An 11575-nucleotide genomic window follows, 5' to 3' on the forward strand; every position below is an offset into this window, starting at 1 on the left:
CGCCCAGCCGCGACTGAGAGTCCGCGGCTCAGGTCCGCGGCTCAGGTCCGTGGCTCAGCCTGCGACGCGGGCGGCGAGGCGCGGGTTGACGCGGACCGCGCCGCGCATGTTGCGGGTGTAGACGTTCTGGATCTGGACGACCGTGCCGCGCCGCGGGGCCGCCAGCATCTTGCCGTCGCCCAGGTAGAGCGCGATGTGCGAGATGTAGCCCGGCGCGGTCGGGTCGTTCGCCCAGATGAGCATGTCGCCCGGCTGCGCCTTGCTGAACGGGATCACCCAGCCGGTGCGCGCCTGGTCGGCGGCCACGCGCGGCAGCCTGACCCCGGCCCGGGCGAAGGCGTACTGCATCAGGCCGGAGCAGTCGTAGCCGCCCTCGGACTCCGACTCGCCGCCCCAGACGTACGGCCAGCCGAGGCGGGTGTGGGCGGCGCGGATCACCGTCTGCACCTGCTGCGCGGTCATCACCTGGCCGTTGGAGTCCGGGAGCTTCCGCGCCTCGGGGTATTCGATCTTCGGGCTGACCTCGACCGCACGGGCCTGCTTGGGCAGCAGTGTGCGCAGCTCCTTGATGAGCTTGGCGGTCTTGACCTTCGGCGCGCTGATCAGCAGCGCGTTGGAGACCGGCATGCCGAGGGACCGGGCGGTGGCGTGCGAGATCACCGCGTCCACGTCGGCGATGCCCATGGTGGCGTAGGCGCCGACGCGCACCGTCGACCGCTTCTGCTTGCTGCCCACCGGGATCTGCGCGCCGAGCTGCACGCCGCCGTCATTGCCCATGGTGAACGAGATCGCCACGTCGCCGCCGGCGATGTTGCGCCACAGCGCGTCCGACTGGGCGGTGGGTTTGGGGGTGTATTTACGGAACGTGGACGGATTCACCCCCAGCAGGCCCACCCGCTTGCCCGCGACCATCGCCTGGGCCGCGTCGACGGTCTCGACGCCCTGCACGCCCTTGACCTTGCGCACCTTCTCGATCACTGCGGGCGGCAGCGAGCCGGGCGCGGCGACCAGCACGTGCGGCGTGAGGCGCTTGCCGAGCGGCGCGATGGCGGTCGGTGAAAGCTGGTAGCTGCCCGAGGCGGCCACGAACCGCTGCTGCGAGGTCTGCGGGGTGGCCTGCGGGTCGTCGCCCTGCCGGTGCGCGACCAGCACCGCCGTGTTGGCGGCGAGCGTGGTCAGCACCGAAACGCCGATGATCGTCGGAAGAACCCGGCGGTCCGGCCTGCGCACGGCAACACTCCCTCAAAGCTCGACCTTGAACGACTATGGCCCAGAAGCGTGACCACCGTCCAGATACCCAGCGCACCGTGCACCATCCTGAGGCGGATGGCCGCGTACAGTCACCTCTGTCTCCGTTACCCATTGGTAACACCAAGCGCCAGTGAGATCAAGGTCACTCGATGACAAAGTGCCCGCGCAGCTCATGGACCAGGTCGGCGGCGGTGGTCACCGGCAGGCGGCAGGCGAAGCCCCGGCATACGTAGGCGGCGGGCGCGCCGTCCACGAGGCCCCGCCCTTCGAGCAGCGGGATGTCCGTCTCACCCGGCTCCCCCACGGTCACCACGGCGCCGGGGGAGACCGCCATCAGGGCCGTCTGGTGCAACGTCCTCGTGCGTTCGTCATCGCGGGCGCCCACGACGGCGACCTCCAGCGGTCCTTCCACGTAGGCCTCCGCCACCGCCAGGCCCCACCCGGCGAAGCGCGCGGCCTTCTCGGCCAGCAACATCACCGGTCCCAGCGCCCCGGCCACCGCCTCCCGATGCCGCTCCGACCCGGTCAGCGCGGCGTACGACAGCAGGGCCCCCGCCGCCGCGAACTGCCCCGACGGGGTCGCGCTGTCGGTCGGGTCCTGCGGCCGCCGGAACAGCCGTTCGGCGTCGTCGGCGGTGTCGAAGAACCCGCCCGCCCCGTCCCCGAAGCGTTCGAGCACCGTGTCGAGCAGGTCACCCGCCAACCGGACCCATCTCGCGTCGCCCGTGACACCGTGGAGCGTCAGCAACCCCTCGGCCACATCCGCATGGTCTTCGAGTACGCCTGCGTTGGCCCCCGCGATACCGTCGCGCGACGTCCGTACGAGCCGCCCGTCCTTGATGTGCAGCCGTTCGAGCAGCCGGGCGACCTCCTCGGCGGCCGCCACGAGGTCCGGCCGGTCGAGCAGCGCCCCGCACTCGGCGAGTGCCGCGATCGCCAGGCCGTTCCAGGCCGCCACGACCTTGTCATCCCGGGCCGGGGGCACCCGCCGCTCCCGCGCCGCCAGCAGCTCCCGGCGGACTCGCGCGTACCGTTCGAGGTCCTCGGGGTCGATCGGCAGTTGCAGGACCGAGGTCCCGTGCTCGAAGGTCCCCGTGACCTCGAACAGCTCCACGGCATACCCGCCGTCTTCGTCGCCCAGCAGGACCTTGAGCTCCTGAGGAGTCCAGACGTAGAACTTGCCTTCGACGCCCTCGCTGTCGGCGTCCAGGGCCGAGGCCAGCCCGCCTTGTTCCGTACGCAGGTCGCGCAGCATCCACTCGCACGTCTCCAGCGCGATCCGGCGCGCGAAGGGGTTGCCGGTCAGCCGCCACCAATGCGCATAGACCCTCGCCAGCAGCGCATTGTCGTACAGCATCTTCTCGAAGTGGGGAACGACCCACGAGTCGTCCACCGAATAGCGTGCGAAGCCCCCGCCGAGCTGGTCGTACATCCCGCCACGGGCCATCGCCTCCAGGGTGTGCCCGGCCATCGCCAGGGCCTCGTCGTCGCCCGTGCGCGCGTGATGCCTCAGCAGGAACTCCAGCGCCATGGACGGCGGGAACTTGGGCGCTCCCCCGAAACCGCCCCGGGCCTTGTCGTACGACCCCGCCAGTGACCGGACCGCCGCCCCGAGAAGCTCCTTCCCCGGCGGCTCCGCCCCGCCCAGAGCGGGCCGCTGGGCGCCGAGTGCCGTCACGACCTGCTGCCCCTGCCCCACGACCTCGTCCCGCTGCTCCGTCCACGCCTTGTGGACGGCGTTCAGCAGCGCCTGGAACTGGGGCCGGGGGAAGTACGTCCCGCAGTAGAACGGATGCCCGTCCGGCGTCATGAACACCGTCATCGGCCAGCCGCCCTGGCCCGTCATGGCCTGGGTGGCCTCCATGTAGACGGCGTCGACGTCCGGCCGCTCCTCCCGGTCCACCTTGATGTTCACGAACAATGAGTTCATGAGCTGCGCCGTCTGGACGTCCTCGAACGACTGGTGCGCCATCACATGGCACCAGTGGCACGCGGCATAACCGACCGACAGCAGGATCGGGACGTCCCGCCGCCTCGCCTCGGCGAACGCCTCGTCGTTCCACTCCCACCAGTCCACCGGGTTTCCGGCGTGCTGCAGCAGGTACGGGCTGGTCGCATCCTTGAGGCGGTTCATGTCCCGATCCTGCCCCATCAGGCTCCGGCCTCACTCAGCGAGCCGAGATCGATGGTGAACGCCGCATCGCCCGCCGCCCACCGCCCGCCGTCCGCCGTCCGCCGCCGAGCGCGTGACCGTCAGCGTGGGCGCTTGTAGATCTTGACCCAGTCGACGTGCATGGTGACCCACCGAGGGGTGCCGCGGGTCCGGCAGAAGCCGGGCCCGCGGTCGCACACCTGGTCGTTCTGCAGTGCGAGGCCCATCGTGCTGCGCTCGGGCGTCAGCGGGCCCCGGTAGCTCCACACCTTCTTGCCGTCGACCCAGAACGTCAGGCTGCGCGGAAGCCAGTCGACCGCGTACGTGTGCCATCGGGTCGCGTCGCGCCTCACGTTGCGCTGGGCCATGCGGTTGTCCGGCCCGTGGTGGATGAAGATCCCCACGTTCTGCCGGGCCGAGTCGATGACCTCGGCGAAGTCGATCTCCGCGTGCTCGGGCTTGCCGAAGACCTTCGGCCACAACAGCGCGACCGCCGAGTAGCCGACCCCTTTCTCGGCGCGTATGCGCACCTCCCAGCGCCCGTGCTTCTGGTTGAGGCGGGAGGCGATGCCACCGGACAGGTCCTTGCCCTTGTAGACGCCGCCGGTGAGCTTGAGTGTGCCGTCCTCGACCTTGGTGGCCGCCTTGGTGCGCGGATTGACGCGGGCGTCCGGGTAGTCGTAGACCAGCCACTTCGAGGTGTCGACACGATCGCCGTCGAATCCGTCCACGAGCACCGGCTTGCCCCAGGAGCTCCGCGGCTCGGCCCTCCGGACAGGACGCGGGCTCGGCGGCGGGGTCTCGCGGGGACGCGACCGTACGGAAGGCTCGGCCGGTGCGCTCCGTACGGAGGAGGACGTCCGTTCCGTCTCCGCAGCATCACAGGACGCAATGGTCAGAGCCACAAGAATCGCGGCGGCACTCCGGGTCGGCGACATGCATCCATGACAACAGTGCGTGATGAACCAATCACCAAAGATGCCGATAGTCGCTGACCGCTTGCCATACAGCCGATCAAGTGCTCAGCCGCGGCGCCGTGGTGGCATGACGACACGGTCGAGATCGTGCACGAGCACGATGTCACCGCTGTACGCGGCGGCGGCCTGTTCGACGAAGCGCGGCTCGTCCTCGATGCGGTAGCGCTCCGAGATGTGGGTCAGCACGAGGCGCCGCACACCGGCCGCCGCCGCCACCTCGCCCGCCTGCCGCGCGGTCAGATGACCGTAGTCGGCCGCCAGCGCGGCGTCCTGGTCGAGGAACGTGGACTCGATGATCAGCAGGTCCGTGTCCGCCGCGAGCTCGTGCACGCCGTCGCAGAGCCGGGTGTCCATGATGAACGCGACCTTCTGCCCTGGCCGCCGGACGCTGCACTCCGCCAAGGTCACCGTGCGCCCGTCCGGGGCGACGACGGCGCCCTCCTGCTGGAGCCGCCGGACGAGCGGGCCGCGCACCCCGTGCGCCGCGAGCAGGCCCGGCTTCATCGTCACGCCGTCCGGCTCCTCCAGCCGGTAGCCGTACGCCTCGACGGGATGCGACAGCCTGCGTGCGGTCAGGCTGAACGGCGCGTCGCCGGTGTCGAGACGCATCCGTTCACCCGAAACAGGCTGCTCCTTGATGACCTCGGTGCCGCGGAACGGCGTCGCGTACCGGAGGCGCTCCCAGTACTCGGCGCCGCTCGCCGGGAACGCCGCGTCCACCCGGTGCTCGACGCCGTCGCGGGCGATGCGCTGCACGATCCCCGGAACCCCCAGGCAGTGGTCGCCGTGGAAGTGCGTCAGGCAGATCCACGTCACGTCGGTCGCGGTCACCCCGGCGAAGGCCATCTGCCGCTGCGTCCCCTCCCCCGGGTCGAACAGCAGGCCGTGCCCGTCCCAGCGCAGCAGATAGCCGTTGTGGTTACGGGACTTGGTGGGCACCGCGCTGGCGGACCCGAGCACGACGAGATCGCGAACGGACATCTCCCCATGGTGCCGCGCAGGGGCGCCGTGAAGGGGGGTGCGGTGGGCAGGGATATTCTGCCGGGATCCGCCGCAAGCAGGTCCTTACATCGGAGGTGCGCTCGTGGGCAGCAACAGGCGAGACAAGATCAAGATGACGCCCGCCGAGACCGCGGACTTCCTGGCCTCCTCGTACAAGGTGCAGGTGGCGACGGTCGGCAAGGACGGCGAGCCGCACCTGGTCACGATGTTCTACGCGCTGCTCGACGGCAAGATCGCGTTCTCCACGTACAAGTCCTCGCAGAAGGTGCTCAACCTGCGCCGGAACCCCACCATGACATGCCTGGTGGAGGACGGCGACGAGTACGGCGAACTGCGCGGAGCCGCCCTCTACGGGCAGGGCCGCATCATCGAGGATCCGGAGATCCGCCTCCAGGTCGGCGCGGTCGTCGGCGCCCGCCTGGCGGGGATGCCGGTCCCCGAGATGGGCGCGCCGATCGACCCCGAGTTCGCCGCGGCCCTCGAACAGTCGCTGGCCAAGCGGGTCATCATCGTGATGGAGCCCGACCGGGTCGTCAGCTGGGATCACCGGAAAGTGTGAGGGACGCACCGGTTGGTGGCCGGCTGCGCGGCGTGAGATGTTCCGGCACGCGGCGGGTCAGGCGGTGGCGCCGTTCTCCTTTTCGGCAGGCTCGGCGTCGGCCTTGGCAGCGGGCTTCGCGGCGGGCTTGGCGGCCTGCGCCGCCTCCCACTCCTGCTGCTTGAGGTCGGCCTCGCGCGGTGCCTGGATCTTGCCGATCTGCTTGTTCATCGAGCGGATCAGGAAGACCAGCGCGACGACCAGGGCGAGGAAGACCCCGAAGCCGAGGAAGCCCGGCGTGACAGTGTCATCGTTCAACGGCATGGCCAGCGGGAACACTACAAAGCCACCTTCTCCCGGATACCGGCGAACAGGTCGTCCTCCGGCAGCTCGGTGTCGACCAGGGACCTGGCCAAATGGTAGTCCTCCGTCGGCCATGCCTCACGCTGGAGGTCCAACGGGCACGCGAACCAGAAGCCGTTCGGGTCGATCTGCGTCGCGTGGGCCAGCAGCGCCTGGTCGCGCGTCTCGAAGTAGTCGGCGCACTGCACGCGCGTCGTCACCCCCCACGGCTGCGGGCGGCCCTCCATGTTCTTGAGCCAATCCCCGTACGGCGACTCGATCCCGGCCTTGCGCATCGCAGAGTCCAGTGCGACCAGCCGGTCCTTGGTGAAGGTCATGTGGTAGTAGAGCTTGAGCGGCTGCCACGGCTCGCCGGTCCCCGGGTAGCGGTCGGGGTCGCCCGCGGCCTCGAACGCCTCCACCGACACCTCGTGCGTCTTCACGTGGTCGGGGTGCGGGTAGCCGCCCTTCTCGTCGTAGGTGAGCATCACGTGCGGCCGGAACTCCCGGACGGCCCTCACCAGCGGCTCGGTGGCGACGTCGAGCGGCTCCAGCGCGAAACAGCCCTCGGGCAGCGGCGGCAGCGGGTCTCCCTCCGGGAAGCCGGAGTCGACGAAGCCCAGCCAGGTCTGCCGGACACCGAGGATCTCGCGCGCCCGCGCCATCTCCTCCTCGCGGACCTTGCCGATGTCCGCCTTGACCTCGGGACGGTCCATGGCCGGATTGAGGATGTCGCCGCGTTCCCCGCCCGTGCAGGTGACGACGAGGACCTCGACTCCGTCCGCGACGTACCGGGCCATGGTCGCCGCGCCCTTGCTCGACTCGTCGTCAGGGTGGGCGTGCACGGCCATGAGCCGCAACGGTTCGGACACCTGCTCGGGCACCTCGGCATCTCCCTCTTGGAGGCTCTTGGCGGGACCCCGGTGCGGAGCACGCGCCACTACGGAAGAGAATTGTTCCTGACAACGTCCGCACCCCGCACGGAGATTCCCCGCGATGGCCACGAGCGCCCCAGCAGCACCGACCCCATCCCGCCGCGGCCGGCTCGGCCTGGTGGCGATCGGCCTGCTGGCCGCCGTCTGCGCGGGCGGCTGGGCGATCATCATGGCGAACGCCGGGCGGCAGCCCGGCATCGCCAAGCAGACGATCACCTACAGCGTACTGAGCGACTCGGCCGTGCAGATCAAGTATTCGATCTCCAAAGGCAAGTCGGACGAGGTGCGTTGTGTCGTGGACGCGTTCGACACCGATTTCGCCATCGTGGGAAAGCGGGAGATCATTGTGCCGTCCGGGACCAAGACCATCACGCGGACGGATTTGCTGGCGACGTCCAAGCGCGCCACCGGCGCCCGTGTCGAGAGCTGTCACAAGGTGTGAAACGGCTGGTAAAAGCCCACCAGTGATTGGCCGGTTGCACGGGGCTTCAAGGGGGAACCTTTACCTCCACACACCGGATAGGCTAGAGGTTTCACCCGGCCGCATTTCATGTGGATGAGGAGTATCCGTGACCGAGACCCGCGCTGACAACGTCACCTGGCTGACCCAGGAGGCGTACGACCGGCTCAAGTCTGAGCTGGACCATCTGTCGGGCCCGGGCCGCATCGAGATCGCAGCGAAGATCGAGGCGGCGCGGGAAGAGGGCGACCTGCGCGAGAACGGCGGCTACCACGCGGCCAAGGAGGAGCAGGGCAAGATCGAGGGTCGCATTCTCCAGCTGCAGAGCATCCTGGAGAACGCGCGCGTCGGTGAGGCCCCGCGCACCGAAGGGGTCGTCGGCCCGGGCATGACCGTCACGATCTCCTTCGAGGGAGACGACGAGGAGGTCACCTTCCTGCTCGCCTCCCGCGAGGAGAGCGGCGCCCCCATCGACGTCTACTCCCCCAAGTCCCCGCTGGGCGCGGCGATCAACGGCAAGAAGGTGGGCGAGAAGGCGTCGTACTCCCTGCCCAACGGTCGCAGCATGACCGTCGAGATCCTGGACGCCACGCCGTACCAGGGCGCATGATCTCTGCCCTCTCCGGAGGGATCCCAGGCCGGGCCATCCGCAGCCCCCACCCGCCCGCCCATTGAATTGAGCGGACAAGCTGCGCTTGCAGTCCAAACCTCACACGGTCCGCCGCTCCACCCGGGGCGGCGGACCGCCGGTTTTCCCCGGCCTTCTGGCCGCCGCCCTGACCAGCGGGAGCGTGCGCTGCCGGACCTGGGTGGCCAGCGAGATCACCGAGGACGCCCGCTCCACCCCCTCCACATCGACGATCATGTCGATGACCCGTTGCAGGTCCTGGTTGCTGCGGGCCACGACGCGGCAGAGCATGTCGCCACCGCCGGTGATCGTGTGCGCCTCGATCACCTCCGGGACCCCGGCCAGCCGTTCCGCCACCGGATCATGCCCGCCCGCCTGCCTGATCTGCAGGGTCACGAACGCCGTCACCCCGTATCCCAGCGCGGCCGGATCGACCTCCGGCCCGAAGCTCCGGATCACGCCGTCCCGCACCAGCCGGTCCAGCCGCGCCTGCACCGTGCCGCGCGCCACCCCGAGCCGCCGGGAGGCCTCCAGCACGCCGATCCGCGGCTCACTGGAGAACAGCTCCAGCAACCGCGCGTCCAGCTCGTCGATCCCCACCCCGGCCCTCCCATGGTCACCATGTACAGAAAGCCCGACAATACCCGTGAGTTACTAGGCAGATTGCCTAGTGATTCAGACCACTGTTGCGCAGTCTGTAGGCGATTGTCGAGATTGGGGGCATGGATGAGTTCCCGGTCAAGGGCATGGACGCCGTCGTCTTCGCCGTCGGCAACGCCAAGCAGGCAGCGCACTACTACTCGACCGCTTTCGGGATGCGCCGGGTGGCCTATCGCGGCCCCGAGAACGGCAGCCCCGATGAGGCGGTGCACGTCTTGGAGTCCGGCAGTGCCCGGTTCGTCCTCCGCGGCCCGGTGCGGGCGGGCACCGACCTCGGCCGCCACGTCGCCGAGCACGGCGACGGCGTGGTGGACCTGGCCATCGAGGTCCCCGACGCGGAGGCGGCCTACCGGCACGCCCTCTCCAAGGGCGCCACGGGCCTGGCGGAGCCGTACGTCATGGAGGACGACCACGGCAAGGTCGTGCTCGCCGCCATCGCCACGTACGGCGAGACCCGGCACACTCTCGTCGACCGCAGCAACTACTCCGGGCCCTACCTGCCCGGCTTCGAGGCCGCCGACCCGATCGTGGAGCCCCCGGCGACCAAGCGCTACTTCCAGGCGATCGACCACTGCGTCGGCAACGTCGAGCGCATGAACGAGTGGGCCGACTTCTATCACCGCGTCATGGGCTTCACCGACATGGCCGAGTTCATCGGCGACGACATCGCCACCGAGTACTCCGCGCTGATGTCCAAGGTCGTCGCGGACGGCAGCCGCAAGGTCAAGTTCCCGCTGAACGAGCCCGCAGAGAGCCGGCGCAAGTCGCAGATCGACGAGTACCTGGAGTTCTACGGCGGTCCCGGCGTCCAGCACATCGCCCTGGCCACGGGCGACATCCTGGCCTCGGTCGACCAGATGCGCGCCGCCGGCGTCGAGTTCCTGGACACCCCCGACTCCTACTATGAGGACCCCGAGCTCCGCTCCCGCATCGGTGAGGTGCGCGTCCCCGTCGAGGAGCTCCAGAAGCGCAAGATCCTCGTCGACCGGGACGAGGACGGCTACCTGCTGCAGATCTTCACCAAGCCCGTGCAGGACCGCCCGACGGTCTTCTTCGAGCTGATCGAACGGCACGGCTCACTGGGCTTCGGCAAGGGCAACTTCAAGGCGCTGTTCGAGGCCATCGAGCGCGAGCAGGAGCGCCGCGGCAACCTGTGAGCCCGCCTCCTGTGCCCTGACTCCCCGACTCCTCCTGAGCCGGCCTTGGTTCCCCGGGACCCCCCTCCCTCCCGGGGAACCGGGGTTCCGCCGCCCGGGACTGATCCACTTCTGGTCCTCGTTCGGGAAAACTTTGCCCTTGACCAGGCGTGGCGGTGTTTGCGCAGCAGGACGCGGGCTCACTTTGTCGGCATGAGCCAACCGCCGCACGATCGCGCGCCCGGGGAGCAGCCGGACGACAAGCCCGATACCGGGCAGCCCGCGTACAGCGAGCCGCCCCCGCACGGAGAGCAGCTTCCCTACAAGCGCCGGCCCCAGCCGGACGAGCCGCCGTCCTTGGAAAAGCCGGGGGACCGAGGCGAGCAGGCGCCGCAGCCCCCGGCCTACGGGCAGACAGCTCCCCAGGAGCTGCCACCTTTCCCCGAGCCGCCGCCCTCGTACCAGGAACAGCGGGATTACGGGCAGCCGCCCTCATACGCACAGCACCCGCCCACCGGGATGCCTCCCTACCCGCAGGGCGGGTTCCCCCCTGGTCAGGCGGCCGCATCGGGAAGGACCAACGCCCTGGCGATCGGGAGCCTGGTCGCGGGGATCGTGGGAATCGTGTGCGGGGTCGGGTCCATCGTGGCGATCGTGCTGGGCCACCTCGCCCTCAGCAAGATCAAGAAGACCGGCGAGGCCGGGCGGGGGCTGGCGATCACGGGCCTCATCCTGGGGTATCTGGCGATCCTGGCGTGGATCGCCTACCTGATCCTCGTGGTGCTCGTGGCGACCGACGACAGCTCCGCCCTGCTGACGGGGTCAAGATCGGGTTAACGGCCGTCCATATGTGAACTCCGTGCGTTTGCGGGCGTCCTCGTACGCCGACCTTTTCGGCATGAGCGAACCGCCGCCGCCGCACGATCCCGTACCCGGAGAGCAGCCGGACGACCAGCCATCGCGGCCGCCTGCCGGGCCTCCCGTCGCGGGGCCGGCGAGCCTCGGCCGGCGTCTCGGCGCCGGTCTGATCGACGTGCTGCTGCTCTCCGTCGTGACCAGCGTCGTCTCGCTGCCCCTCGTCGACTGGGACCGCGTGCTCGACCCCGACAGCGAAGAGACGGTGACGTACTCGGCCGGAGAGGGCATCGCGAACCTCATCGCCGTGGCCCTGGTGTTCCTCTACTTCTGGTTCATGACCTGGAAGTACGGCCAGACGCTGGGCAAGAAGGCCCTCGGCATCCGGGTCGTGCGGGAGGAGGACGGCGGCACCGTCGACAACAGCCAGGCCCTCAGCCGTGCGGGTCTCTATGCCGTGCTCGTCGTCATCTGCTGCTGCGTGGGCGGGATCGTCGATGTGGCGTGGATCCTGTGGGATCCGCGGCGGCAGGCGATGCACGACAAGGTCGCGCGCACGGTCGTGGTCAGGGCCCGGCCAGGTACGCCCGACCCGTATGTCAGCCGCTGAGCGCCTTGGGCGGTTGATCCAAGTTGCCC

13 protein-coding genes are annotated in these 11575 nt (G+C 69.6%); 6 read left to right on the forward strand and 7 right to left on the reverse strand.

Translation table 11 applies throughout. The features are described 5' to 3' along the window. Nucleotides 1-54: 54 nt before the first annotated feature. The 4 genes from F8566_RS32045 to F8566_RS32060 all read right to left on the reverse strand — a co-directional run bounded on the left by F8566_RS32045 (nucleotide 55) and on the right by F8566_RS32060 (nucleotide 5361). Nucleotides 55-1230 (reverse strand): C40 family peptidase, encoded by a 1176-nt coding sequence (locus F8566_RS32045; RefSeq protein ID WP_151565606.1) that lies wholly within the window; start codon nucleotides 1228-1230, stop codon nucleotides 55-57. Between the two features lie 163 nt (nucleotides 1231-1393). Continuing rightward, entirely contained in the window at nucleotides 1394-3385 is a 1992-nt protein-coding gene (locus F8566_RS32050; protein WP_151565607.1) for a thioredoxin domain-containing protein, read from the reverse strand. Nucleotides 3386-3504: 119 nt separating this feature from the next. Continuing rightward, nucleotides 3505-4134: a glycoside hydrolase family 16 protein gene (locus F8566_RS32055; protein WP_192809963.1), complete on the reverse strand. Its 630-nt coding sequence runs from the start codon at nucleotides 4132-4134 to the stop codon at nucleotides 3505-3507. A 291-nt stretch (nucleotides 4135-4425) separates the two neighbouring features. Beyond that, nucleotides 4426-5361 carry a ribonuclease Z gene (locus F8566_RS32060; protein WP_151565609.1) on the reverse strand — a complete coding sequence of 312 codons (936 nt, stop codon included), beginning with the start codon at nucleotides 5359-5361 and terminating at the stop codon, nucleotides 4426-4428. Nucleotides 5362-5464: 103 nt separating this feature from the next. On the opposite strand from F8566_RS32060, the gene F8566_RS32065 reads away from it, so the two are divergent. Beyond that, nucleotides 5465-5941 (forward strand): pyridoxamine 5'-phosphate oxidase family protein, encoded by a 477-nt coding sequence (locus F8566_RS32065; protein ID WP_151565610.1) that lies wholly within the window; start codon nucleotides 5465-5467, stop codon nucleotides 5939-5941. 57 nt (nucleotides 5942-5998) lie between these two features. On the opposite strand, the gene F8566_RS32070 is transcribed toward F8566_RS32065, so the two are convergent. Together F8566_RS32070 and mca are read right to left on the reverse strand one after the other, a co-directional pair. After that, entirely contained in the window at nucleotides 5999-6259 is a 261-nt protein-coding gene (locus tag F8566_RS32070; protein WP_225993704.1) for a hypothetical protein, read from the reverse strand. Beyond that, nucleotides 6259-7134 (reverse strand): mycothiol conjugate amidase Mca, encoded by an 876-nt coding sequence (gene mca, locus F8566_RS32075; RefSeq protein WP_151565781.1) that lies wholly within the window; start codon nucleotides 7132-7134, stop codon nucleotides 6259-6261. The genes F8566_RS32070 and mca overlap by 1 nt, the downstream gene beginning before the upstream one ends. A gap of 124 nt (nucleotides 7135-7258) precedes the next feature. Here mca and F8566_RS32080 point away from each other — a divergent pair, with 124 nt between their 5' ends. Next, entirely contained in the window at nucleotides 7259-7639 is a 381-nt protein-coding gene (locus F8566_RS32080; RefSeq protein WP_151565611.1) for a DUF4307 domain-containing protein, read from the forward strand. A gap of 127 nt (nucleotides 7640-7766) precedes the next feature. Next, the gene (greA, locus tag F8566_RS32085) at nucleotides 7767-8267 is read left to right on the forward strand and encodes a transcription elongation factor GreA (protein ID WP_151565612.1); all 501 of its coding nucleotides are present in this window, start codon (nucleotides 7767-7769) and stop codon (nucleotides 8265-8267) included. A 99-nt stretch (nucleotides 8268-8366) separates the two neighbouring features. On the opposite strand, the gene F8566_RS32090 is transcribed toward greA, so the two are convergent. Next, complete coding sequence (locus F8566_RS32090) at nucleotides 8367-8885, reverse strand: Lrp/AsnC family transcriptional regulator (protein WP_151565613.1); 519 nt, start codon at nucleotides 8883-8885, stop codon at nucleotides 8367-8369. A 122-nt stretch (nucleotides 8886-9007) separates the two neighbouring features. On the opposite strand from F8566_RS32090, the gene hppD reads away from it, so the two are divergent. The 3 genes from hppD to F8566_RS32105 all read left to right on the forward strand — a co-directional run bounded on the left by hppD (nucleotide 9008) and on the right by F8566_RS32105 (nucleotide 11546). Then, nucleotides 9008-10102: a 4-hydroxyphenylpyruvate dioxygenase gene (gene hppD, locus F8566_RS32095; RefSeq protein ID WP_151565614.1), complete on the forward strand. Its 1095-nt coding sequence runs from the start codon at nucleotides 9008-9010 to the stop codon at nucleotides 10100-10102. Nucleotides 10103-10294: 192 nt separating this feature from the next. Next, a complete protein-coding gene (locus tag F8566_RS32100) occupies nucleotides 10295-10918 on the forward strand; it encodes a DUF4190 domain-containing protein (RefSeq protein ID WP_151565615.1) in 624 nt (207 codons plus the stop codon). Nucleotides 10919-10979: 61 nt separating this feature from the next. Continuing rightward, nucleotides 10980-11546 (forward strand): RDD family protein, encoded by a 567-nt coding sequence (locus F8566_RS32105; RefSeq protein ID WP_151565616.1) that lies wholly within the window; start codon nucleotides 10980-10982, stop codon nucleotides 11544-11546. Nucleotides 11547-11575 lie beyond the last annotated feature (29 nt).

The sequence above is a fragment of the Actinomadura rudentiformis genome, assembly GCF_008923185.1.
Taxonomy (GTDB): Bacteria; Actinomycetota; Actinomycetes; order Streptosporangiales; family Streptosporangiaceae; genus Spirillospora; species Spirillospora rudentiformis.

Excerpts from the sequence above, each read along its gene's own strand:
- F8566_RS32050 (WP_151565607.1), bottom strand. The coding sequence starts at position 3,385 with ATGAACCGCCTCAAGGATGCGACCAGCCCGTACCTGCTGCAGCACGCC.
- F8566_RS32105 (WP_151565616.1), top strand. The coding sequence starts at position 10,980 with ATGAGCGAACCGCCGCCGCCGCACGATCCCGTACCCGGAGAGCAGCCG.
- hppD (WP_151565614.1), top strand. The coding sequence starts at position 9,008 with ATGGATGAGTTCCCGGTCAAGGGCATGGACGCCGTCGTCTTCGCCGTC.
- F8566_RS32100 (WP_151565615.1), top strand. The coding sequence starts at position 10,295 with ATGAGCCAACCGCCGCACGATCGCGCGCCCGGGGAGCAGCCGGACGAC.
- F8566_RS32080 (WP_151565611.1), top strand. The coding sequence starts at position 7,259 with ATGGCCACGAGCGCCCCAGCAGCACCGACCCCATCCCGCCGCGGCCGG.
- F8566_RS32060 (WP_151565609.1), bottom strand. The coding sequence starts at position 5,361 with ATGTCCGTTCGCGATCTCGTCGTGCTCGGGTCCGCCAGCGCGGTGCCC.